General features: G+C 67.6%; 18 protein-coding genes. 16 read left to right on the forward strand and 2 right to left on the reverse strand.

Going from position 1 to position 23,697, the window contains the following annotated elements:
- Positions 1–39: 39 nt before the first annotated feature.
- Positions 40–1,644 (reverse strand): DUF349 domain-containing protein, encoded by a 1,605-nt coding sequence (locus tag ATL42_RS04605; protein WP_098454338.1) that lies wholly within the window; start codon positions 1,642–1,644, stop codon positions 40–42.
- Between the two features lie 255 nt (positions 1,645–1,899).
- Between ATL42_RS04605 and hisS the strand changes: the two genes are divergently transcribed.
- Together hisS and aspS are read left to right on the forward strand one after the other, a co-directional pair.
- Entirely contained in the window at positions 1,900–3,288 is a 1,389-nt protein-coding gene (hisS, locus tag ATL42_RS04610) for a histidine--tRNA ligase (RefSeq protein ID WP_098454339.1), read from the forward strand.
- Between the two features lie 130 nt (positions 3,289–3,418).
- Entirely contained in the window at positions 3,419–5,194 is a 1,776-nt protein-coding gene (aspS, locus tag ATL42_RS04615; RefSeq protein WP_098454340.1) for an aspartate--tRNA ligase, read from the forward strand.
- A 97-nt stretch (positions 5,195–5,291) separates the two neighbouring features.
- Here aspS and ATL42_RS04620 read toward each other — a convergent pair whose 3' ends face one another.
- On the reverse strand, positions 5,292–7,535 hold the full coding sequence (locus tag ATL42_RS04620) for an MMPL family transporter (protein WP_342748104.1): 2,244 nt from the start codon (positions 7,533–7,535) through the stop codon (positions 5,292–5,294).
- 98 nt (positions 7,536–7,633) lie between these two features.
- Here ATL42_RS04620 and ATL42_RS04625 point away from each other — a divergent pair, with 98 nt between their 5' ends.
- The 14 genes from ATL42_RS04625 to ATL42_RS04690 all read left to right on the forward strand — a co-directional run bounded on the left by ATL42_RS04625 (position 7,634) and on the right by ATL42_RS04690 (position 23,695).
- Positions 7,634–9,013 carry a replication-associated recombination protein A gene (locus tag ATL42_RS04625; protein WP_098454342.1) on the forward strand — a complete coding sequence of 460 codons (1,380 nt, stop codon included), beginning with the start codon at positions 7,634–7,636 and terminating at the stop codon, positions 9,011–9,013.
- A gap of 192 nt (positions 9,014–9,205) precedes the next feature.
- A complete protein-coding gene (gene rpsD / locus ATL42_RS04630) occupies positions 9,206–9,832 on the forward strand; it encodes a 30S ribosomal protein S4 (protein ID WP_098454343.1) in 627 nt (208 codons plus the stop codon).
- A 146-nt stretch (positions 9,833–9,978) separates the two neighbouring features.
- The gene (locus ATL42_RS04635) at positions 9,979–10,353 is read left to right on the forward strand and encodes a DUF948 domain-containing protein (protein ID WP_098454344.1); all 375 of its coding nucleotides are present in this window, start codon (positions 9,979–9,981) and stop codon (positions 10,351–10,353) included.
- Entirely contained in the window at positions 10,353–10,706 is a 354-nt protein-coding gene (locus tag ATL42_RS04640) for a hypothetical protein (RefSeq protein WP_098454345.1), read from the forward strand. Before ATL42_RS04635 ends, ATL42_RS04640 begins: the two co-directional genes overlap by 1 nt.
- A gap of 167 nt (positions 10,707–10,873) precedes the next feature.
- Positions 10,874–13,567 (forward strand): alanine--tRNA ligase, encoded by a 2,694-nt coding sequence (alaS, locus tag ATL42_RS04645; RefSeq protein WP_098454346.1) that lies wholly within the window; start codon positions 10,874–10,876, stop codon positions 13,565–13,567.
- A gap of 3 nt (positions 13,568–13,570) precedes the next feature.
- The gene (ruvX, locus tag ATL42_RS04650) at positions 13,571–14,053 is read left to right on the forward strand and encodes a Holliday junction resolvase RuvX (protein ID WP_098454347.1); all 483 of its coding nucleotides are present in this window, start codon (positions 13,571–13,573) and stop codon (positions 14,051–14,053) included.
- Between the two features lie 97 nt (positions 14,054–14,150).
- Positions 14,151–15,317 (forward strand): endolytic transglycosylase MltG, encoded by a 1,167-nt coding sequence (mltG, locus tag ATL42_RS04655; protein ID WP_098454348.1) that lies wholly within the window; start codon positions 14,151–14,153, stop codon positions 15,315–15,317.
- Positions 15,317–16,198: a shikimate dehydrogenase gene (locus tag ATL42_RS04660; RefSeq protein WP_245862121.1), complete on the forward strand. Its 882-nt coding sequence runs from the start codon at positions 15,317–15,319 to the stop codon at positions 16,196–16,198. The genes mltG and ATL42_RS04660 overlap by 1 nt, the downstream gene beginning before the upstream one ends.
- A gap of 167 nt (positions 16,199–16,365) precedes the next feature.
- Positions 16,366–18,042 (forward strand): GspE/PulE family protein, encoded by a 1,677-nt coding sequence (locus ATL42_RS04665; RefSeq protein WP_098454349.1) that lies wholly within the window; start codon positions 16,366–16,368, stop codon positions 18,040–18,042.
- A 71-nt stretch (positions 18,043–18,113) separates the two neighbouring features.
- Positions 18,114–19,655 (forward strand): type IV pilus twitching motility protein PilT, encoded by a 1,542-nt coding sequence (locus ATL42_RS04670; protein WP_245862124.1) that lies wholly within the window; start codon positions 18,114–18,116, stop codon positions 19,653–19,655.
- Positions 19,656–19,657: 2 nt separating this feature from the next.
- Positions 19,658–20,887 (forward strand): type II secretion system F family protein, encoded by a 1,230-nt coding sequence (locus tag ATL42_RS04675; protein ID WP_098454350.1) that lies wholly within the window; start codon positions 19,658–19,660, stop codon positions 20,885–20,887.
- 150 nt (positions 20,888–21,037) lie between these two features.
- The gene (locus ATL42_RS16910) at positions 21,038–21,439 is read left to right on the forward strand and encodes a prepilin-type N-terminal cleavage/methylation domain-containing protein (protein WP_098454351.1); all 402 of its coding nucleotides are present in this window, start codon (positions 21,038–21,040) and stop codon (positions 21,437–21,439) included.
- Positions 21,440–21,584: 145 nt separating this feature from the next.
- Complete coding sequence (locus tag ATL42_RS04685) at positions 21,585–22,988, forward strand: type IV pilus modification PilV family protein (protein ID WP_211281780.1); 1,404 nt, start codon at positions 21,585–21,587, stop codon at positions 22,986–22,988.
- Positions 22,985–23,695 (forward strand): PilW family protein, encoded by a 711-nt coding sequence (locus tag ATL42_RS04690; protein ID WP_098454353.1) that lies wholly within the window; start codon positions 22,985–22,987, stop codon positions 23,693–23,695. Before ATL42_RS04685 ends, ATL42_RS04690 begins: the two co-directional genes overlap by 4 nt.
- The last annotated feature ends 2 nt before the right edge of the window (positions 23,696–23,697 follow it).

The following is a 23,697-nucleotide window of genomic DNA, read 5'->3' on the forward strand; positions in this document are numbered from 1 at the left end:
CGAGCCGTGCACCGACTGCGGTCAGCGCGCGACGACGAGTCAGCCGCGTGAGTCCGCAGCGGCCTTGACGACCTGCTCGAGCCATGAGCGCCGTGCGGCAAGTGCAGCCTCGATCTCCTTCGTCTTGCGAGCGTCGTCGCGTGCGCGAGCCGCTTCGAGGTCCGCCTCGAGCACCGAGATCGCAGCCTCGAGCTGCGCAGCCGCCCCCTCGGCGCGGGCGTGCGTCTCTGGGTTCGAGCGCGTCCACTTCGCTTGTTCGGCGTCACGGATCGCTGTCTCGACGGCACGCATGCGTCCCTCGACGCGCTGGACGTCGCCGCGCGGTACCTTGCCTGCGGTCTCCCAACGCTCCTGCAGCGCGCGGAGCGAGATCTTCGCCTGGGCGAGGTCGGTCACCGGCAGCAACGCCTCGGCTTCGACGAGCAGCGCCTCCTTGACGACGAGGTTCTCGCCGTACTCGGCGTCCGTCGCGGCGTTGGCGGCGTCGCGTGCTGCAAAGAACGCATCTTGGGCGCGGCGGAACCGTGACCAGAGCATGTCGTCGTCCTTGCGGTTCGCGCGGCCTGCGGCCTTCCACTGCTCCATGAGATCCCGATATGCACCAGCGGTGGCACCCCACTCGGTGCTCGTGGAGAGACGCTCTGCTTCGGCGACGAGGGCGGTCTTGGACGCCTTGGCTCCGGAGTTCTGCTTCTCGAGCTCGGCGAAGAAGTGACGCCTCTCGCGGTCGAAGGTGGTCCGGGCGTGGGAGAAACGCTTCCACAGGGCTTCTTCAGAGGCCCTGTCGAGACGCGGACCAGAGCGCTGAGCGGTCTTCCAGGTCTCGAGGAGCACCCGGAGCTCCTCTCCAGCGGGCTTCCACTGGATCTTGGCCGGCTCGGTGCCGGCGAGACGCTCGGCAGCCTCGACGATGGCCGTCCGTGCAGCCAGAGCGACCTCCTTCGCAGCAATCCGGTCGGCATCGAGCTCAGCCCTGCGGGCAGCGGCGATCTCGCGGATGGCGTCGACCCGGGTCCGCAGTCCGTCGAGGTCGCCGACAGCTGCTGGCTCGGCGATCTCGTCGGAGATCTTCGCGAGCGTCGCATCGATCTCCTTGGGTGCGAGCTCTGCGGTACCGAGGCGTGCCTCGAAGAGCGCGATCTTGGCCTGGAGATCGAGGAAGCGGCGGACGTACAGGCTCATCGCCTCGTCCGGGGTGACGCCAGGGAACTGGCCGACGACGCGTTCGCCGGCGCTGTCGGTGACATAGACCGTCCCGTCGTCGTCCACCCGTCCGAACGCACGCGCTGCCTTGGTCTGAGCGATCTCGTCCGGGATGACGGCGACCGCGGGCGCGGCACGGTCGGCAGGTGCCGAGGCATTCTGCTGCGGCGCTGCAGCCGGACGCGGGACGGGGCGCGGGGTGGGACGGGGGACCGGCGCGGGGCGCGGGGTCGCCGGTGCGGGCGCTGCCGGAGCGGCTTCCTCAGGTGCAGGTGCAGGTGCAGACTCAGCCTCGGCCTCGGCCGACGAGCCCTCTGGCGACGGCGCGGCCTCCGGTGACGGGGGGACCTGAGCAGCGGGGGTCGGCGTCGCCTGAGCGTCAACCGAGACCTCCACGATGTCCGTGGTCGCATCCGGTGTGGTTTCGGTGCTCTCGCTCACTGGGGGCTCAACTCCTTGGATGATGATGACGACTGAGCGGGCTGGCCCGTCTGCGCGTCAGCGACTGCTTGGGTAGGCCCCAAGCCGGTGATCTTCTCTCGTGAGAATTCTCACGGCGACCGGTTGGCGACCGCCATGACGAGAAACTTCTCCATAGTCTAGGGAAGTCTGGCCGAGTATGCTGACGCCGCGCTGACGTGTGCGCTCACGGACCGTGGACCGGGTATCGCTGTGCATCTGACAAGATCTGTAGCTATGGCACGCCCAACACCTCTCTCAGGCTTCCCCGAATGGCTTCCGTCCGACCGCATCGTGGAGCAGCACATCCTCGATACCGTCCGGAAGACGTTCGAGCTGCACGGTTTCGCTGGCATCGAGACGCGCGCGGTCGAGCCGCTCGACCAGCTGCTGCGCAAGGGAGAGACCTCCAAGGAGGTCTATGTCTTGCGCCGGCTCCAGGGCGAGGACGACGCGGAGGCGTCGGTGAGCGCGGCCGACAAGCAGGGGCTCGGTCTGCACTTCGACCTGACCGTGCCGTTCGCGCGCTACGTCTTGGAGAACGCAGGGCACCTCGCGTTTCCTTTCAAGCGCTACCAGATCCAGAAGGTGTGGCGTGGCGAGCGTCCTCAGGACGGCCGCTTCCGTGAGTTCGTGCAGGCGGACATCGACGTCGTGGGCGCGGGGGACCTCCCGTACCACTTCGAGGTCGAGGTGCCGCTCGTCATGGCCGAGGCGCTGGCCGCGCTCCGAGGGATCGGTGTGCCAGAGGTCCGCATCCTCGTGAACAACCGCAAGGTCGCCGAGGGCTTCTACCGGGGCCTCGGGATCGAGGACGTCGACGGTGTCCTGCGGATCATCGACAAGCTCGACAAGATCGGTGGGACGAAGGTCGTGGCTGCTCTCGTCGACGAGATCGGCGCGACGCCGGCGCAGGCGCAGGCATGCCTCGAGCTCGCCCAGGTGTCGGGCGACGACAGCACGGTCATCGATCGGGTCCGTGAGCTCGTGGACGCTCACGCGATCACGTCGGACCTGCTCGAGCAGGGGCTCGTCGAGCTCGGTGCGCTCATGACGGCTGCTGCGGTGCGCGCACCCGGCGTCGTGCGCGCGGACCTCAAGATCGCCCGTGGGCTCGACTACTACACCGGGTCGGTCTACGAGACAGTTCTCGTCGGGCACGAAGACCTGGGGTCGATCTGCTCCGGCGGACGCTACGACACCCTCGCCTCGGACGGCGCTGCGACGTACCCGGGCGTCGGTCTCTCGATCGGCATCTCGCGGCTCGTCTCGCGGCTCCTCTCTGCGCGGCTCGTCCGGGCGACACGCTCGGTGCCGAGCGCGGTCGTCGTGGCGGTCATGTCCGAGGAGGTGCGCACTGCGTCGGACGCCGTCGCTGGTGCGTTGCGCGCGCGCGGCATCCCGGCCGAGGTGTCGCCCTCTGCAGCCAAGCTCGGCAAGCAGATCAAGTACGCCGACCGCCGTGGCATCCCCTTCGTCTGGTTCCCGGAGTCGACGGCAGCAGACGGGACACCGGTGGCGCACCAGGTGAAGGACATCCGTTCCGGCGAGCAGGTCGAAGCCGACCCGTCGGTGTGGATGCCGCCGAACAGCGACCTGTGGCCGGGTGTCGTCGCTACCTCGTGATCCGCTCCGGGGCAGGTGATCGTGGCGTGCGCCCTCGAGGTGCGCGCCGGCGCACGCTCACGGCCTAGACTTGGGTCGGTTCAAACCGTCCGGTCTGCCGGACGCTCCCACATCCCTGAGAGGCTCTTCCGTGCTACGCACTCACACCGCCGGATCGTTGCGGGCCGACCACATCGGCCAGACCGTCACCCTCACGGGGTGGGTCGATCGCCGTCGCGACCACGGCGGGGTCGCCTTCATCGATCTTCGCGACGCGAGCGGCATCGCGCAGGTCGTCATCCGTGACGAGGCTGTCGCGCACCCGCTGCGCAACGAGTACGTCCTCCAGGTCACCGGTGAGGTGTCGGCGCGTCCGGGCGGCAACGAGAACACGAACCTCGCGACCGGTGCGATCGAGGTCGTGGCCAGCGAGGTCGTCGTCCTCAACGAGTCGGCACCGCTCCCGTTCCAGGTCTCGACGGCCCTCGACGGGACGGAGACCATCGGCGAGGAAGCCCGGCTCAAGCACCGCTACCTCGACCTGCGCCGCCCGAAGCCTGCTGCTGCGCTGCGGCTGCGCGCCAAGGCGAACGCGGCTGCGCGACGCGTCCTGGACGCACAGGAGTTCGTCGAGATCGAGACCCCGACGCTCACACGCTCGACGCCCGAGGGGGCGCGCGACTTTCTCGTACCTGCTCGTCTGGCACCCGGATCCTGGTACGCGCTGCCGCAGTCGCCCCAGCTCTTCAAGCAGCTCCTCATGGTCGCAGGCATGGAGCGGTACTACCAGATCGCTCGCTGCTACCGGGACGAGGACTTCCGCGCCGACCGGCAGCCCGAGTTCACCCAGCTCGACGTTGAGATGAGCTTCGTCGAGCAGGACGACGTCATCGCGCTCGGTGAGGAGCTTCTCGTCGCGCTGTGGGACCTCATCGGATACACGGTGCCCACCCCGATCCCTCGCATGACGTTCAAGGACGCGATGGAGCGGTTCGGCTCGGACAAGCCGGACCTCCGCTTCGACCTCGAGCTGACGGACCTCACGGAGTACTTCGCCGACACGGCGTTCCGCGTTTTCCAGGCCCCGTACGTCGGAGCCGTCGTCATGCCCGGAGGCGCATCGACCCCGCGTCGTGGGTTCGACGCCTGGCAGGAGTGGGCGAAGCAGCGCGGTGCCAAGGGCCTCGCGTACGTGACGGTCGCCGACGACGGGACGCTCGGCGGTCCGGTCGCCAAGAACCTCAGTGACGCAGAGCGAGACGGCCTCGCGGCCGCGACCGGCGCAGGTCCTGGCGATGCCGTGTTCTTCGCCGCAGGCAGGGCGACGGACGCTCGCTCGCTGCTGGGTGCTGCGCGCCTGGAGATCGGGCAGAAGGCCGGCCTCATCGACGAGAGCCAGTGGGCCTTCGTCTGGGTCGTCGACGCGCCCTTGTTCAAGCCGACGGGTGAAGACGACGACGTCGCCGTCGGAGACGGCGCCTGGACAGCGGTGCACCACGCGTTCACGTCGCCGACCCCCGAGTGGATCGACACGTTCGAGGAGAACCCGGGCGAGGCCCTGGCCTTTGCCTACGACATCGTCTGCAACGGCAACGAGATCGGCGGCGGATCGATCCGAATCCACCGTCAGGACGTGCAGAAGCGGGTGTTCGACGTCATGGGGATCGGGGAGGAGGAAGCACAGGAGAAGTTCGGCTTCCTGCTCGACGCGTTCGCCTTCGGCGCGCCGCCCCACGGCGGGATCGCCCTCGGATGGGACCGGATCCTCACGCTGCTCACAGGGTCGGAGTCCATCCGCGACGTCATCGCCTTCCCGAAGTCTGGTGGCGGCTTCGACCCGCTCACCCAGGCACCGGCACCGATCACCGCGCAGCAGCGCAAGGAAGCCGGCGTCGACGCGGCACCGAAGGTGCCGTCCACCGACTGACGTGCGACGACCTGCACGACGACACAGGGCTCCCACCTCGCGCGAGGTGGGAGCCCTGTGTCGTCGGTGGTTGGCTGTCGGTGGTTGGCCCGACGAGTCAGTGCGCGATCCCGATCCTGTCGTGGAGAGCACGCAGCGGCCCTGGAGCCCACCAGTTCCAGCGCCCGAGGAGCGTCATCGTGGCGGGCACGAGGAGCATGCGGACGATCGTCGCGTCGATGAAGATCGCGACCGCGAGGGCGAAACCGACCTGCTTGATGATGAGCAGGTCACCGAAGACGAAGCCGGCGAAGACGACGATGATGACGGTCGCCGCGGAGGTGATGATCCGTCCAGACCTCTGCAGCCCAGCGCTCACGGCTGTGTCCGGGTCTTCGCCGGCGTCGTGGAGCTCTTTGATCCGTGACAGGAGGAAGACCTCGTAGTCCATCGCGAGGCCGAACGCGAAGGCGACGACGAGGGCGACGACGAACGTCTCGATGCCGCCGGTGGACGCGAACCCGAGGATCCCGGAGAGGTGCCCGTCCTGGAAGACCCACACGAGCACGCCCATCGACGCGGCGATCGACAGCGCGTTCGTGAGCAGCGCCTTGACCGGGATGATGAGCGACCCGGTCATGAGGAACAGCAGCACGAGGGTCGCGACGACGACGATCGCCACAGCCCACAAGACGCGGTCCAGGAGCGCGTCGGTGAAGTCGACCTGGCTGGCGGCCTGTCCGGTGACCCAGTGCTCGACGTTCGTGTCGAGAGCGCGGATCTCGGTGACCACCTCGACTGCCTGAGACCCTCCCGGGTCTCCGGAGATGAGCTCGACACCGAACGTGAGGTGGCCCTCCAGGTCCGTCGGTGTCGTGGCCGACTCGACGCCGTCGATCGCGAGGATGTCGGTGATCCATGCCTGCGTGTCGGCGACCGTCCCGGTCGTGACCACGGTGACTTCCGGCGTCGCGGTGCTCGGGTACTGCGCGGCGAGCTGCGAGACGAAGACGCGCTGCGGTGAGGTCGGGGGCAGCAGCTCGATGCCCGAGTTGCGCATCTGGAGCCCGAGCGCAGGGAACGCCAGGACGAGCAGGACGACCACGCAGCCGGCCGCGACCAGCCCCGGGCGCCTCTGGACCCGGCGTGCGAGACGCGAGAAGACTCCCTCTTCCTGGCCGACGTCGGCCGTGCGACGCACGATCGTCCGGAGCACGGGGATGGTCGAGAGGATCCCGGTCCTCTCGAGCCGGTTCCCAGAGAGGCGAAGGATCGCTGGGACGAGGGTGAGTGCTGTGGCGGCTGCGATGAGGATGACAGCCAGGCCGGCGGCGCCGATCGAGCGAAGGATCTCGGGGGTGAAGACCATGAGGCCTGCGAGGGAGATCGCCACGGTCAGCGCGGAGAACGCCACGGTCCGCCCGGCGGTCGTCATCGTCCGCACCAGAGCAGACTCGATCTGGGCCTCGGAGCGGCCCCTGCGCCGCGACCGTCCGGGTGCGCGCTGGTGCGTGCCGTCTGGCGTACGGAGCTCTTCGCGGAACCGCGAGACGATGAGCAGCCCGTAGTCGATGGAGAGCCCGAGGCCCAGGAGCGTGACGACGTTGACGACCGAGGCGTCGACGTCCACGAGGGACGAGAGACCGAGAAGGAACCCGAGACCGACACCGATGGACGCGAGGGCGCCTGCCATCGGCATCGCGGCGGCGAGGAAGCCTCCGAACACGAACACCATGACGATCAGCGCGATGGGAAGGGCGATGGCTTCGCCTGTCGTGAGGTCTCTCTCGACCTGGTCGGTCACAGCGTCGATGATGAGCGGTGTGCCCCCGACGAGGCCGGTGACACCGTCGTGCTGGACCGCGAGGGCATCGGGGACCGCGCGGAGCGTCGCTACGACGCGGGAGATCGCTTCGTCTTCGTCCTCGGGGGCCAGTCCCGGTTCGAGGGACACCGCGATGAGGAAGCCGTTGCCATCGGCCGCCGTGAACAAGCGACCGAGGTCGCTGTCCGGACCTTCGGGGACGATGACCGGGTCGAGCACCGAGAGCACACCGTCGATGGTGAGCAGGTCCTTCTGGACAGGGTCGAGGACCTCGGCGACACCGTCGGCTGCCGGGGCGACACCCTCGACGATGAGGGAGATGTTCTCCCCTCCGGTGCTGATCTCGTCGAGGATCTGCGTGCCCTCGTAGCTCTCAGAACCGGCGATGCCCTGCTCGCCGCTCGTCAGCCGCGAGAAGAGGTTCTCGCCGTGGACGCCGAAGACGGCGAGGGCTACGCACAGGAGCGTCAGGACGCTCCAGACCGCGACGACCGTCCGTGGGTGGGCCGAGACGCGACGGCCGAGAGATTCGAACACGCAGGTCAGCATCCCATCATGGGGGCCTCTGAGGCTACGTGGACGCGTCGGTGCAGGGTGCGGGGCGTGTCTGGCGCCCGACGACCTACGCTTGCGGCATGGATCTGTTCGGCTCGACGACGCAGGAGACGACCGGCGTGCCCGCGACCGGCCCCGGCGCGCCGCTCGCGGTGCGGATGCGTCCCGCCTCTCTCCTCGAGGTGGCGGGTCAGGCGCACCTGCTGGTCCAGGGGTCGCCGCTGCGCCGGCTCGTCGAGCCTGCGGAGGACTCGCCGCGCCGCGCCGCGCCGGGCTCCGTCATCCTCTGGGGACCGCCCGGGACGGGCAAGACGACGCTCGCGTACCTCATCGCGACCAGCTCGGGCCGGCGCTTCGTCGAGCTCTCGGCGGTGACGGCGGGGGTCAAGGACGTGCGTGCCGTCATCGAGGACGCGCGTCGACGGCTCGCGACCGGCGGGGCCGAGACTGTGCTCTTCATCGACGAGGTCCACCGGTTCTCCAAGTCCCAGCAGGATGCTCTCCTGCCGAGCGTCGAGAACCGCTGGGTCACGCTGGTCGCAGCCACGACGGAGAATCCGAGCTTCTCGGTCAACTCCCCGCTCTTGTCACGGTCGCTGCTCCTCACTCTCCAGCCGCTGGGTGTCGATGACGTCCGCACTCTCGTCGACCGGGCGGTCACGGACGAGCGAGGCCTGGGAGGCACGGTCCGGCTGACCGAGGACGCGCACGAGCACCTGCTCAGGCTTGCCGGGGGAGACGCACGCAAGGCGCTGACGATCCTCGAGGCGGCGGCGGGCGCAGCGCTCTCCGACCTCGCTGAGCCGGCGACGCGCGAGGAACCGGTCGACATCGATCTCGGCACCATGGAACGAGCCATCGACGTCGCAGCGGTGCGCTACGACCGTGACGGAGACCAGCACTATGACGTCATCAGCGCGTTCATCAAGTCGATGCGGGGCTCTGACGTCGACGCCTCGCTGCACTATCTGGCCCGGATGATCGTCGCAGGGGAGGACCCGCGGTTCATCGCGCGCAGGATCGTCATCGCGGCTGCGGAAGAGGTAGGCATGGCGGACCCGAGCGCGTTGCAGACGGCGACGGCTGCGGCGACGGCGGTCGCGATGATCGGGATGCCGGAGGCGAGCCTCGTCCTTGCGGAAGCGGTCGTGCACGTGGCGACTGCGCCGAAGTCCAACGCCGCCTACTCAGCGATCGGCGCGGCCCTCGCGGACGTGCGGGCAGGGAAGGTCGGCCTCGTTCCTGCGCACCTGCGGGACGCGCACTACTCCGGCGCGAAGGGGATCGGGCATGGCGCGGGCTACGTCTACGCGCACGATGCTGCGCACGCCGTGGCTGCGCAGCAGTATCTGCCTGACCCGCTCGTCGGTACCCAGTACTACACCCCGAGCGACCGCGGCTACGAGCGCACCGTCGCCGAGCGGCTGGATAAGGTGCGGGGGATCCTGCGCGGCGAGTGAATGCTAAACTTCTCAGGTTGCCCTCTGGGTAACCACCTGGGACCTCGGCCCCGTGGGATCTGCAGGCGCTGCTCGTGGTCGTTTCCGATCATGGTGATGCGCAGTAGATGCTCTCCCCTCCGGCTGGTCCCGCGCCCCGTGCACTCCGCACGTGGGTGTGACGTCACCACGACAGGAACGGACTGACTCTCTATGTCTTCTGTGACCCGTTCGCGCCGCCAGGTTCGCCTGAGCCGCGCGCTGGGCATCGCGCTCACCCCGAAGGCCGTCAAGCACTTCGAGAAGCGCCCCTACCCACCCGGCGAGCACGGCCGTGCCCGCCGCCGCACCGAGTCCGACTACGCCGTGCGTCTTCGTGAGAAGCAGCGCCTGCGCGCCCAGTACGGTCTCCGTGAGAAGCAGATGGCCCGTGCGTTCGAGGAAGCCCGCAAGGCTCCCGGACTGACCGGTGAGTCGCTCGTCGAGCTCCTCGAGACCCGTCTCGACGCGCTCGTGCTGCGTTCCGGTTTCGCCCGCACGACGCTGCAGGCGCGCCAGGCCGTGGTTCACCGCCACATCCTCGTCGACGGCAAGATCGTCGACCGCCCCTCGTTCAAGGTCAAGCCGGGACAGACCGTCCAGGTCAAGCCGAAGAGCCAGGCCATGACGCCGTTCCAGGTCGCCGCTGCTGGCGCCCACCGGGACGTCCTGCCCAAGGTTCCGCCGTACCTCGAAGTTCAGCTCGAGAAGCTGTCCTTCCAGCTCGTGCGTCACCCGAAGCGCGTCGAGGTCCCCGTGACCGCCGAGGTCCAGCTCGTCGTCGAGCACTACTCGCGCTGATCTGACCTGCGGCCTGTCGCCGCTGCTCTACACGGACGCCCCGCTCACAGCCCTGCTGCGAGCGGGGCGTCCGTGTGTGCAGGTACTGTCGTTGTTCAGACGCCCGGGAGGTCCGGAGAGCGTCCTGTTCTTCAGAGGAGTGTGGAGTGATCGGTCAGATTGCGGGACTCATCGCAGCCGTCGCGTTCGTGGCGCTGGTCGGCCTCCTGGCCGTGCCCCTCGTCAAGCTCGGTCGGGTGCTCGACACCACGACGCAGAGCATCAGAGAGATCACCGAGCACTCGGTCCCGATCCTCGACGAGTCGGCGGTCGCCGTCGCGAGCGCGAACAGCCAGCTCGTCAAGGTCGACACCATCACGACGGCGGCATCCGAGGTCAGCCAGAACGTCTCAGCGCTGACTGGGCTCTATGCGGCGACGTTCGGTGCGCCTCTCGTCAAGGTCGCAGCCTTCTCCTACGGCGTCCGTCAGGCGTTCGCCACGGCAGCGGGTCGCTTCGGTGGCACGGGGAAGAAGGACTGATGGCCCGCTTGTTCTGGGTCGCGACGGGCTCGGTCGCGACGATCGCGGTCATCGTCAAGGGGAGAGCAGCCGTCCGCCGGTACGCCCCGGCGACACTGGTCGACCGGGCTGCAGCGACGGCCCAGTCGACGGGGGAGACCCTGCAGGACGTAGCCGGGAGCTTCCTCACGGACTTCCGCACCGCTCGCGACGAGCGAGCGAAGCAGCTTGCCGACGCGCTTCTCGCGCCGACGCAAGGAACGGTCGATGATCTCCGGGAACGCCGAGAGCACGCAGCCGACCGTGCAACCGCGCAGCGATACGCGGCGGACGTCGAGGACCAGGACGACGAGGAGCTCGGCTACTCGTTCTGACCGCTGCTGCACCGTCAGCGATCCCTGCCCGGGCAGCGGACGACGGCGACCTGGCCGGGGATGGCCTCCCCGCGTGCACGAGCCGACTACGATTGACGGGCTCCCTGCGACGGGCGCCCACCCACATCGACCTGCCTCGCAGGCTCTGACTTCCGATAGAGGACATCATGCGTACCGCAGACATCCGCCAGCGCTGGCTCGACTACTTCGCCGAGCGCGATCACACGGTCGTGCCGTCTGCGTCGCTCGTGTCGCCGGACCCGTCCACGTTGTTCACCATCGCGGGCATGGTTCCGTTCATCCCGTACATGACCGGCCAGCAGACGGCGCCGTGGAAGCGCGCCACGAGCGTGCAGAAGTGTGTCCGGACGCTCGACATCGAAGAGGTCGGCAAGACGACCCGTCACGGGACGTTCTTCCAGATGAACGGAAACTTCTCGTTCGGGGACTACTTCAAGGAAGAAGCGATCTCCTACGCCTGGGGGCTCGTCACCGGTGCCGTGGCGGACGGCGGGTACGGGTTCGACCCCGAGTCCATCTGGGTCACGGTCTTCCACGACGACGACGAAGCACGCCAGCTCTGGAAGTCCGTCGCAGGCCTGCCTGACGAGCGGATCCAGTCTCGTGGCATGCGCGACAACTTCTGGTCGACCGGTGCACGTGGCCCAGCGGGCCCCTGCTCGGAGATCTACGTCGACCGCGGTGCCGAGTACGGTGCCGAGGGCGGGCCCGTCGTGGACGAGGACCGCTACATCGAGATCTGGAACCTCGTCTTCATGCAGTACGAGCGTGCCGACGGTGGGACGAAGGACAGCTTTGAGCTCCTCGGCGAGCTCAAGCAGAAGAACATCGACACCGGCATGGGCCTCGAGCGCGTCGCCTACCTCCTCCAGGGTGTCGACAACATGTACGAGATCGACGAGGTGTTCCCCGTCATCACCGCAGCCCAGGAGATCTCGGGCAAGCAGTACGGCTCATCGACGGGGGACGATGTCCGGATGCGGGTCGTCGCCGACCACGTCCGCTCCTCGCTCATGCTCATCGGCGACGGTATCCGTCCCTCGAACGAGGGACGTGGTTACGTCCTGCGGCGTCTGCTCCGCCGCAGCGTGCGCGCGATGCGCCTGCTCGGCGTCGACGAGCCGTCCTTGCCGCACCTGTTCCCGGCGAGCCGGGACGCGATGCAGGCGTCCTACCCTGATCTCGGGCTCGACTTCGACCGCCTCTCGGCCGTGGCCTATGCCGAGGAAGAGGCGTTCCGACGCACGCTCGTCTCGGGCACCACCATCCTCGATACAGCGGTGCGCAACGCTAAGACCGTGGCTGGCGACACCGGTACACCGCGCCTGGGCGGCGAGGAGGCGTTCGCGCTCCACGACACCTACGGGTTCCCTATCGACCTCACGCTCGAGATGGCGTCCGAACAAGGTGTGACCGTCGACGAGACAGCGTTCCGCAGCCTCATGCAGGCACAGCGTGACCGTGCGCGTGCCGACGCGATCGGCAAGCGCACGGGCGGTGCGGACAAGGCCGCCTACGAGGCGCTCCACAGCACCCTCACGTCAGCCGTCGAGTTCGTCGGCTACACCGACTCGACCGCTCGCGTGAACGTGGTGGGGCTCGTCGTCGACGGTGTTCCCGCTCCGGCGGCGACGGCGCCCGCGACGGTAGAGGTAGTCCTCGACCGCACACCGTTCTATGCCGAGGCCGGTGGTCAGCTCGCCGACCACGGGACGATCGTGCTCGACGGCGGCGCGACGATCGAGGTCGACGACGTCCAGGCGCCCATCAAGGGACTCTCCGTGCACAGAGGTCGACTCGTCGACGGGACGGCGACGCTCGGCGAGCTCGGTACCGCGACGATCGACCGGGCGCGGCGCAAGGCCATCAGCCGTGCGCACTCCGCCACCCACATGATCCACAAGGCGCTCCAGGAAGCGCTCGGCAAGGACGCGACCCAGGCCGGGTCGGAGAACGCGCCGAGCCGTATCCGGTTCGACTTCCGGGCGAGCCAGGCGATCCCGCAGGGTGTCCTCGGAGAGATCGAGGAGCGGGTCAACACGCAGCTCGCGGAAGACCTTGAGGTCACCGAGCAGATCATGAACATCGACGAAGCCCGGGCGCTCGGCGCCATGGCGCTGTTCGGCGAGAAGTATGGCGACCGGGTCCGTGTCGTCTCGATCGGGGGCGACTGGTCCCGTGAGCTCTGTGCTGGGACCCACGTCAAGCGGTCGGGCCAGCTCGGCCTCGTCACGCTTCTCGGCGAGGCGTCCATCGGGTCCGGCGTCCGGCGCGTCGACGCACTCGTCGGGGACGGCGCCTACGGCTTCCAGGCCAAGGAGCACGCTCTCGTCGGGCAGCTCACGGGCATGCTCAACGTCCGTACCGAGGAGCTGCCGGACCGCATCGGGGGACTGCTCGCTCGTCTGAAGGAGTCGGAGAAGGAGCTCGCTGGTCTGCGCCAGGGGCAGCTGCTCGCGGCTGCCGGGACGCTCGCGGCATCGGCCGAGGTGCTGAACGGCGCACGCGTCGTGGTGCACGACGCAGGAGACGTCGCCTCGGCGGACGACCTGCGCGCACTCGCGCTCGACGTCCGTGGTCGGCTGAGCGATGCTGCTGCGTCTGTCGTCGCGGTCGGGGGAGTGAGCAAGGGACGTCCGTTGGTCGTCATCGTGACCAACGCGCCTGCTCGAGAGCGCGGGCTCAAGGCTGGCGCTCTCGCGAAGGCTGCGTCTGCCACGCTGGGCGGCGGCGGAGGCGGCAAGGACGACATGGCTCAGGGCGGCGGGCAGGATGCTGCGGCGCTCCCGGTCGCACTCTCCGGCGTGCGTGACGGCGTCGCGGCTGTGGTCCAGGGCTGACACGTGAGCCTCGAGCGCGGTGCGCGTCTCTGCATCGATGTCGGCAGCGTCCGCGTGGGTGTGGCGGTGAGCGATCCTGACGGTCTCATCGCCACCCCTGTCGACACCGTCGCCCGCGTGATGAGCGTCGACGACGACGGAAAGGTCCCGCCTGACGTCGTGCGGATCGCGCACGAAGTCGACGAACGTGGTGTGAAAGTTGTGTACGTAGGCCTCCCGAGGCATCTTTCTGGCGTCGAAGGGGCTTCTTCCGTGGCTGCGCGCACTTACGCTGGGGCGATCGCTCGCGCGGTGGACCCTGTACCGGTTCGTCTCGTCGACGAGCGGATGAGTACTGTTAGCGCGCATCAAGCACTTCACGCGTCTGGAAGAGCAGGTCGCAAGCACCGTGCTGTCGTCGATCAGGCGGCAGCGGTGGTGATCTTGCAGTCTGCGCTAGACGGTGAGCGGCACGCCGCAGCTCGTGTCGGAGAGCTTGTGGAGTAGGTCGTCTATGTCATTGAGTACTGAACTGCAGTAGGTTGTCGGTTTGTCCATCGTGTGCGCGGGGACGAAGCTCTGACGAGTGTGGAGGCATTGACCGGTGAACGACCTGTTCGAGGGACCGTCAGTCTCTGACGCGCGCCAGGCCGAGGGCGGTCTGTCGCGGGCGGAGAAGCGTGCCCTGCGCGAGGAGCGCAAGCGCGCTGCGAAGCGTCGACGTCGTGCGCTGATCGCCGTCCTGGTCGCGATCGTGATCATCGGCCTGGGTGGCTACTTCGTCTGGACCCGCGGTGTCGAGTTCTTCAGCGGTCTCGACGAGATCGGCGGCACAGAAGAAGAGATCCTCGACTTCACAGGCCCCGGGACGGGACAGGTCCAGGTCACCGTCGAGGCGGGCGCGACCGGTACGCAGATGGGGACGGCTCTCACCGAAGCGGGTGTCGTCGCGTCACGAGCAGGGTTCGTCGCGGCCTACACGGCCAACGAGTCGTCCGCGAGCATCCAGCCGGGAACGTACAACCTCTTCAAGGAGATGAAGTCCTCCGACGCGGTCGTGGCGCTCCTCGACCCGGCCAACCGAGCGGACTACATCTTCGACGTCCTGCCGGGATCGACGGCCGATGTCATCACCGCGAAGATCGCAAAGGTGACGGGCGTCACCGAAGCCGACGTCGATGCAGCCATCGCAGACACCGCTGCGCTGGGCCTGCCGGCCGAGGCGAACGGCGCGCTCGAAGGCTGGCTGTGGGGAGACCGCTACGAGTTCGGTCTCGACGTGACCCCCGCGGAGATGGTCACCGAGATGATCCGCCGGACGGTCGCGCAGCTAGACGAGCTGGCAGTGCCTGCCGAGAACCGGGAGACCGTGCTCACCAAGGCGTCGATCGTCGAGCGCGAGGCCGGGGCTGACGACAAGCCGAACGTCGCGAGCGTCATCGAGAACAGGCTCGCGCTGCCGATGAAGCTGCAGATGGACTCGACCGTCCACTACCTCGTCGGAGGCACAGACGACGCGACGACGACCGCCGCTGACAGGGAGACCGACAGCCCGTACAACACGTACCTGTACGCAGGGCTCCCGCCCACACCGATCTCGTCGCCCGGGATCGACTCGATCAACGCGGTCCTCAACCCCCCGGTCACGGACTACATCTACTTCGTCACGGTGAACCCGCTCACCCACGAGACCCGCTTCGCGGCCACGTGGACCGAGCACCGGAAGAACGTCGAGCTCTACCAGGACTGGCTCGCGGAGAACGGGAGCTAGTGGCACGCGCAGCGGTCCTCGGGCACCCGATCGCCCACTCGCTGTCGCCGGTGCTCCACCGAGCGGCCTACGCGGCGCTCGGCCTGGACGACTGGCAGTACGAGGCCAGGGACGTGCCACTGGACGCGTTGGACGCCTTCCTCGAGGAGATCGACTCCTCGTGGGCGGGCCTGAGCCTGACGATGCCCCTCAAGCAGACGATCATCACGTACCTCGACCACGTCGACCCGCTCGCTGTGGTCACGGGGGCCGTGAACACCGTGCTCGTCCAAGACGTCGGAGGGACCCGGACGCTCGTCGGCGCGAACACCGACGTCCACGGGATCGTCGCGGCGCTGGGGGAAGGGATGTCCGGTGTTGACTGTCCCGACGAGGGCGCCACGACAGACAAGTCGCAGCCCGGTGTGCGGAGCGCCGTGGTCCTCGGCGCCGGCGCCACCGCCGCGTCGGCCCTCGCCGCGCTCGCTCAGCTGGGCTGCACCTCGGTGGACGTCTTCGTCCGTTCGCTCGGACGCACCGGTGACCTTCAGCGCGCGGCACACCGTATGGGTGTGACCCCGCGCTTCCACGTCATGGACGACGCCGCGTCGACGATGGTCGCGGCGGACGTCACCGTGTCGACCCTGCCGGCGCACGGCGCCGACGCTCTGGCCGGCGCGCTCGTCGAGCGCGGAGCACGCCCCCGCGGCGTGCTTCTCGACGTCGCCTACGAGCCCCGGCCCACGGAGCTCTCACGTGCGTGGACCACGCTCGGTGGCACCAGCGTCTCGGGGGAGCGGATGCTCCTGCACCAGGCCGCGGAACAGGTCCGCCTCATGACCGGGCACCCCGCGCCGCTCGAGGCCATGAGCGACGCGCTCGCTCTCGCGCTGCAGGGCTGATTCGACCTCGGGGCTGACGAGCCCCAGGGCTGAGGCGACCGTCACCCATCCGTACTCGCTCAAAACCTTACGAACCTGCGCCATCGTGCCGATGAACTCGTTAACGGTAGGTGGATGCTGCCGGTGGTCCCTGCGCGGGACCGTCGGCGCAGGTCGAGAGGACAGTCATGAAGCAGCTCGGAGAACACCTTCTCGAAGAGGGTCTGGTCAGCGAAGAGCAGCTCATGTCCGCGCTCGACGAGCAGGTCACCCGTGGCACGAGCCTCAGCCGTGTTCTCGTCGAGCTCGGCATCCTCACCGAGAGCCAGCTCGTCTCGGCGCTGGCGGGCCAGGTCGGGATGCAGTTCGTCGACCTCGATACGTACCCGGTGGACCGGACGGCAGTGAGCCGTCTGGCCGGCGGAGTGTGCCGACGGTACACGGTCCTCCCGATCGCCTTCGAGAACGGCGCGATCGTTCTCGCGATGGCCGACCCTGGCAACGTTCTCGCGATGGACGACGTGCGATCCATGACCGGGATGCAGGTCGTTCCTGTCGTCGCGACGCATGAGGACCTCTCCCGCGCGATCGACCGCTTCGTCCGCGCAGACGGTGAGATGGACGACCTCACCAACGCGTTCGAAGAAGAGCAAGACACCCTCGACGCCTTCGACATGTCGAAGGTCGGCGACTCCGTCGACGACGACGCGCCGATCGTCCGGTACGTCAACCTCATCGTGTCGCAGGCGATCACCGACCGGGCCTCGGACATCCACATCGAGCCGGGGGAGCACGACCTGCGCGTGCGGTACCGCATCGACGGCGTGCTCCACGAGATGCAACGGTCGCCGAAGAACATCACGGGTGGGGTCATCTCTCGTGTGAAGATCCTCTCAGACATCGACATCGCTGAGCGCCGCAAGCCTCAGGACGGTCGCATGTCGATCAACCACAACGGCCGCAAGATCGACCTCCGCGTCGCGACGCTGCCGACCGTGTGGGGCGAGAAGATTGTCATGCGAATCCTCGACAACTCCACCGCGAGCCTTGATCTTCGCGACCTGTCGTTCGGTGACGAGAACTACGAGGTGTACGCGGAGGCCTTCAACAAGCCGTACGGGATGATCCTCGTGACCGGTCCGACAGGATCGGGAAAGTCGACGACCTTGTACGCGACGCTCAATGCGGTGTCGAAGCCTGAGATCAACGTCATCACGGTCGAGGACCCGGTCGAGTACCGGCTTCCTGGGATCAACCAGGTGCAGGTCAACCCGAAGGCCGGCCTGACGTTCGCCGGCGCGCTCCGATCCATCCTGCGGTCTGACCCTGACGTCGTTCTTCTCGGTGAGATCCGTGACCACGAGACGGCGCAGATCGCGATCGAGGCCGCGCTCACGGGTCACCTCGTCTTGTCGACCCTGCACACCAACGACGCGCCGTCTGCCGTGACACGTCTCGTCGAGATGGGGATCGAGCCGTTCCTCGTCGGTTCGGCGATCGACTGCATCGTCGCGCAACGGCTTGCTCGACGGCTGTGCGGCAAGTGCAAGGAGCGCTACGAGCCGTCTGACGACGAGCTCGTCGCGTCCCGGTTCCCGTGGCTGCCGGGGGAGGAGAAGCCTGTGCTGCACCGCCCCGTCGGGTGCGTGACGTGCTCGAAGACCGGCTACAAGGGCCGTCTCGCGCTCCATGAGGTCATGCGCGTGACCGAGGAGATCGAGCGTCACGCGGTGACGGGATCGTCCTCGGCAGAGATCCTCAAGACGGCGGTCTCGCAGGGCATGATCACGCTCCGCGACGACGGCTGGATGAAGGTCATCCAAGGGCAGACCTCGATCGAGGAGATCGCCCGCGTCGTTGCTTAAGATCAGCAGCCTTGCCGCCGATAAGCAGTCGTCACGTGGTGCGCGTGGCTGTCGAATCGAGAGGCTGATCCGTGAATGAGCTCACTGCGCCGACGGGGGACCCGACGGTGCCCGGGTCGATGAACGGACCGAACGACCCTCCGCGGTATGCGAGTCCCGACGGTGTCCCGACACGACGGTCTCTCGCGGCGAACGCCCCGCAGGTCTACCGGCCCTACACGCAGGAAGCGCCGCACGACGTAGCGCCGCCGCCCCCGCCCCAACCTCTCGCGGCTCCGCAGCCCCCGCAGAGCCAGCCCACGAGCAGGTCGGTCCAGCAGGGCTCAGCGCCGACGCAGGCGCACGGCGCGCCCGCGGGGCAGCGCCAGCAGGGCCCCGCTGCGGCTGCGCCTCCGGGCCCGCCTCAGGCTGGAGCGCCCCAGCGTGCATCCCGGCCCCCCGCCGCGTCCTCGCCGCGCATCGGCATGAGCCGGCAGGTGCAGGACGACGACGTGAACCTGGAAAAGGTGCTGCGCGCGATGGTCGAGGCCGGAGGGTCTGACCTCCACCTCACGGTGGGCGCGCCGCCGATGATTCGTCGCAACGGGTCCCTCGTCCCGCTCGACGACGAGCCGATGGTCCTTCAGGAGGGCCTCCAGCGCACGCTCTTCAGCATCATGACGCAGAAGCAGCGGGAGAAGTTCGAGCTCGATCTCGAGCTCGACTTCGCGCACGCGGTGCGCGGCCTCTCACGGTTCCGCGTCAACATGTACCAGCAGCGCGAGTCGATGGGCGCGGTCTTCCGTGTGATCCCGTACGACATCAAGCCGCTCGAAGACCTCGGTGTCCCGGCTGTCGTCTCGAACTTCGCAGGTCTGCCGCGCGGGCTCGTCCTCGTGACCGGTCCGACCGGTTCTGGCAAGTCCACGACCCTCGCCTCGATCGTCGACCTCGCGAACCGGACGAGGTCTGACCACATCATGACGGTCGAGGACCCCATCGAGTTCTTGCACCGGCACAAGAAGTGCATCGTCAACCAGCGTGAGGTCGGGACGGACACCCACTCGTTTGCCGCCGCGCTCAAGCACGTCCTGCGCCAGGACCCCGACATCATCCTCGTCGGCGAGCTGCGCGACCTCGAGACGATGTCCGTCGCGCTCACGGCGGCCGAGACCGGTCACCTCGTCTTCGCGACGCTCCACACCCAGGACGCGGCGCAGACGATCGACCGCATCATCGACGTCTTCCCCCCGGAGCAGCAGGGGCAGGTGCGCACGCAGCTGGCGAGCGCGCTCCAGGGCGTGGTGTGCCAGACGCTGTGCAAGCGCACTGGACGGCCGGGACGTGTCGTGGCGACGGAGGTCATGATCGCGACCCCAGCGATCCGCAACCTCGTCCGCGAGGGCAAGACCCACCAGATTTACTCGGCGATGCAGGCGGGCCAGCAGCTCGGGATGCACACGCTCGACCAGCACCTGGCCGACCTCGTGCGTACCAACCAGATCTCGTACGAGACCGGCCTCGAGAAGTGCCACCACGTCGAGGACTACAACAAGCTCACCGGCCGCCAGGCACGGATGAACCAAGGCGGCGCGACGCTCCAGCAGGCCGCCACGAACATCGGAGGCTTCTGACCATGGCAGGACAGCGCACCTACGAGTACACGCTGCGCGACGCCAAGGGCAAGCTTGTCAAGGGCCGGATCGAAGCGAACAACGAGGGGGCGGTCGCGGCTCGCCTCAAGACGATGGGCGTCGCGCCGATGTCTATCAGCGAGGTGCAGAACACCGGCCTCCAGCGCGAGATCAAAATCCCGGGCCTGGGCGCCAGGGGCATCTCGATGAAGGACCTCGCGATCATGGCGCGCCAGCTGGCGACGATGATCGGCGCGGGCCTGAGCCTTCTCCGCTCCCTGACGATCCTCTCCGAGCAGACGGAGAACGCCGAGCTCGCGAAGATCCTCAGTCTCGTGCGCGGTGACATCGAGACCGGCCTGTCCTTCTCGGACGCGCTCGGCCGGCACAAGGCGACGTTCCCGCCCATCATGCTCAACATGGTGCGCGCCGGGGAGGTCGGGGGGTTCCTCGACCAGGTGCTCGTCTCGGTCGCCGAGAACTTCGAGGGCGAGGTGCGGTTGCGCGGGAAGATCAAGTCGGCGATGACCTACCCCGTGGTCGTGTTCTGCATCGCGATCGTCGCCGTCATCGGCATGCTGCTGTTTATCGTTCCGGTGTTCGAGAAGATGTTCAGCGACCTCGGTGGCGCGCTGCCTGCGCCGACGCAGTTCCTCGTGTTTCTTTCTGGTTCGATGAAGTTTGTCCTGCCACCCACGATTGTCGGGCTCATCGTCTTTGCGGCCTGGTGGGGAAAGCACAAGAACGACGACAACGTCCGTGCCAAGGTCGACCCGGTCAAGCTCAAGGTCCCGGTCTTCGGGGGGCTCTTCCGCAAGGTCGCGGTCGCGCGGTTCACGCGCAACTTCGGGACCATGCTCCACGCGGGCGTCCCGATCCTCCAGGCACTCGACATCGTGGGGGAGACGAGCGGGAACGTCGTCATCGCCGACGCGATCAAGGACGTTCAGGTGTCGGTCCGCAAAGGGCTGGCTCTCACGGAACCGTTGGCGAGGCACGCAGTCTTCCCACCGATGGTGGTGCAGATGATGGCGGTCGGCGAGGACACGGGCGCGCTCGACACGATGCTCGAGAAGATCGCCGAGTTCTACGACCAAGAGGTCGAAGCGACGACCGAGCAGCTGACGAGCCTCATCGAGCCACTGATGATCCTTGTGCTCGGCATTCTTATCGGCGGGATGATCGTCGCTCTCTACATGCCGATCTTCTCGATCTTCGAGCTCATCGGCTGATCGCACGCTCCGAGCGGGTGAAGCTGCACCTGCTCGTGATAATCCCTCAAGGATCGAGCGCCCCTCGCCGATAGACAGTATGTACGCCGGTGAGAATGAACGTTCCGGCGCTTATCCCCTTTACCTCGACACACAGAACAGGAGCATTTCATGCTCGCACGCGTCAGCAAGGCCATGAACGACAAAGACCGCGACAAGGGCTTCACGCTCATCGAGCTCCTCGTCGTCATCATCATCATCGGCATCCTCGCCGCGATCGCCATCCCGGCGTTCCTCAGCCAGCGCGAGAAGGCTTGGGCATCGGCTGTCACGTCCGACCTCAAGAACGCGACCATCGCGGCTGAGTCGTTCGCGACGGAGAACAACGGAAGCTATGCAGGTCTTGGAACCGGCACAAACATGGCGGACAACGGATTCCGTGCGACCGAAGACGTCACAGTGACTGTCGCGACCGCCACTGCCGCTGGTTACACCCTCACCGGCTCGCACATCAACATTCCGGGTGACGAGTGGACCTATGACTCGAACACCGGCATCATCGATGAACCGTGATCGTTGACTGACTGACTGTGTGGGGCGTCGCGAAGGCGGCGTCCCACACGTCTGTATTACCAGGTCATCGCCTGTGCCGATGTATTCCAGCTGGACGGTGCGCGTCCAGCAAGACCAGCGCACGAACCACGTGAGGAGAGGGAAAGTGAAGGCGATCCGCCGACGACTGATGGTTGCCCAGCAGGGCGACTCAGGCATGTCGATCGTCGAGGTCCTCGTGGCGATGATGATCTTTGCTGTCATGTCCACGGGCATCATCTACGCCATGCTCGCGACCCTGAGCGTCACGCGCGACGCGCGTGCCCGCCAGGTCGCCCTCAACCTCGCCTCGCAGGAGATCGACCTCGCGCGTGACGCCGAGGACCTCTTCGCCCTCTATGACGAGACCCGTAGCGTGACGCTCAACGGCGACGAATACACCGTGGAGCGAGCGACCCAGTGGGTCTCCGACCCTGGGCTCGACCTCCAGTGCGGTTCGAGCGCCGGCGGCTCCGGCGGTGGAACCCTGCGCTACAAGCGCGTCAACGTCACCGTGACGTGGGCGAACATGCGCTCGAGCACCGAACCGGTCCGGTCAGACACGGTCATCAGCCCAGCCGACCACATCAACGACCCGACCCTCGGGACGATCCTCGTCTCGGTCCTCAGCGGCGACGGCACCGGACGCTCCGGCGTCACGGTCTCAGCGTCTCCTGGGAGCCCGTCCAACGGCGCCTCGGTCCTGGGCGTGACACCTGCGAGCACCGACGCCCAAGGGTGCACCTACATCCTCAGCGTCGTCCCGGGGAACTACAACGTCACAGTGACCCGCAGCGGCTACGTCGACGAGAACCAGAACTCGTCCTCCACCAAGGTCATCGGTGTCGCTGCCGGGACAGCCGCGTCCGCCGGCTTCCAGTACGACGAGGCGGCGACCTTCGTCGCCAAGTACGCCGCGAACTACGTTCCCGCGGCGGGCGAGACCGTTCGTCTGCCGAGCATGCAGACGAGCTTCGTCAGCTCGTACGGCACGTACGTCCCGTCGACGACCTCTTCGGCGTCGAGCAAGAGCTTCTCCCTCTTCCCCTTCCAGTCCGGGTACACCGCGCTGGCAGGCAAGTACGTCGCCCCGAGCGAGCTGAACGCCGGATGTGTCTCGGTCGACCCAGCCGCATGGCCGGACGGCGTCGACGCCGATGGCATCACGGCGATCACCGGCAGCACGAACACGTCCGTCGCCGCGTCGGGTGGCTCCTCCGTCGACGCCCCCGTGACGATGGGCGTCGTCCGGGTTGCGGGAGGCGGCAGCGGTGGCTACCTCAAGGCAGTGTCCGCAGCAGCCGTGGGCGACGACCCCGGCTGTGCGGTCCCGATGACCTATACGTTCGGGAACGTGCTCGGCAGCGGTGCGACCATCGCGCTGCCACCCGGCTCGTGGACTCTCTACCAGGGCACGAGCTCGTCCACGCAGAACACGATCATCCCGAGCTCTAGGCTCACCCCTCTGACCCGAGGGATCGCGACGGCACCCGCCGTCGTCACGCTCGACCCGAGGGTGGTCGCACCATGATCAGCGCGATCAGCAGGGCACTGCGACCCCGGCGACGCGACGACGCAGGTCTCGGACTTCCCGAGCTCCTCGTGACGATGGCGCTCATGTCGATCGTCAGCCTCATCGTCGTCACGCTGTTCGTCTCCGTCTCCCGGGCGTTCAACAACGACACGACGGCGAACGACAACACCAACAGCGCTGCGATCGGCATGAACGAGATCTCCCGGGTCCTGCGCGCAGGCACCGAGATCCGCCGGTCCGGCGAAGCCACCAACACCCCGGTCTTTCTCGTCGCGACACACTCGTCGGTCACCGTGCACGCGTACCTCGACACCGAGTCCGACGATCCTCAGCCGGTGAAGATCAACTTCACGCTCAACGCCTCGAACGAGCTCGTCGAGACGCGCTACGCGGCAGTCGCGTCGAGCGATCCCTACTGGACGTTCTCCACGACCGCACAGAGCACCAGGGTCATCGCTCGCAACGTGTCGACGTCCGTGGCGACGGCGACAGCGACAGCGACACCGCTGTTCACGTACATCGACGTCAACGGCGACCCCATGACGCCGACCGGTAGCGCATTCACGGCGACCGAGCGGAGCTCGATCGCCGCGGTGGGCGTGAGCATCGAGGTTCAGGCGAACCCCGACGGCCTGGCCAAGGCCGTGCGGATCGAGAACACCGTCGGCATCCCGAACCTCTCCTTCTCACGATTGGGCCTCTGACG

Source organism: Sanguibacter antarcticus (assembly GCF_002564005.1).
In the GTDB taxonomy this organism is placed as follows: domain Bacteria; phylum Actinomycetota; class Actinomycetes; order Actinomycetales; family Cellulomonadaceae; genus Sanguibacter; species Sanguibacter antarcticus.

Excerpts from the sequence above, each read along its gene's own strand:
- hisS (WP_098454339.1), top strand. The coding sequence starts at position 1,900 with ATGGCACGCCCAACACCTCTCTCAGGCTTCCCCGAATGGCTTCCGTCC.
- ATL42_RS04625 (WP_098454342.1), top strand. The coding sequence starts at position 7,634 with ATGGATCTGTTCGGCTCGACGACGCAGGAGACGACCGGCGTGCCCGCG.
- rpsD (WP_098454343.1), top strand. The coding sequence starts at position 9,206 with ATGTCTTCTGTGACCCGTTCGCGCCGCCAGGTTCGCCTGAGCCGCGCG.
- ATL42_RS04640 (WP_098454345.1), top strand. The coding sequence starts at position 10,353 with ATGGCCCGCTTGTTCTGGGTCGCGACGGGCTCGGTCGCGACGATCGCG.
- alaS (WP_098454346.1), top strand. The coding sequence starts at position 10,874 with ATGCGTACCGCAGACATCCGCCAGCGCTGGCTCGACTACTTCGCCGAG.
- ATL42_RS04665 (WP_098454349.1), top strand. The coding sequence starts at position 16,366 with ATGAAGCAGCTCGGAGAACACCTTCTCGAAGAGGGTCTGGTCAGCGAA.
- ATL42_RS04675 (WP_098454350.1), top strand. The coding sequence starts at position 19,658 with ATGGCAGGACAGCGCACCTACGAGTACACGCTGCGCGACGCCAAGGGC.
- ATL42_RS16910 (WP_098454351.1), top strand. The coding sequence starts at position 21,038 with ATGCTCGCACGCGTCAGCAAGGCCATGAACGACAAAGACCGCGACAAG.
- ATL42_RS04690 (WP_098454353.1), top strand. The coding sequence starts at position 22,985 with ATGATCAGCGCGATCAGCAGGGCACTGCGACCCCGGCGACGCGACGAC.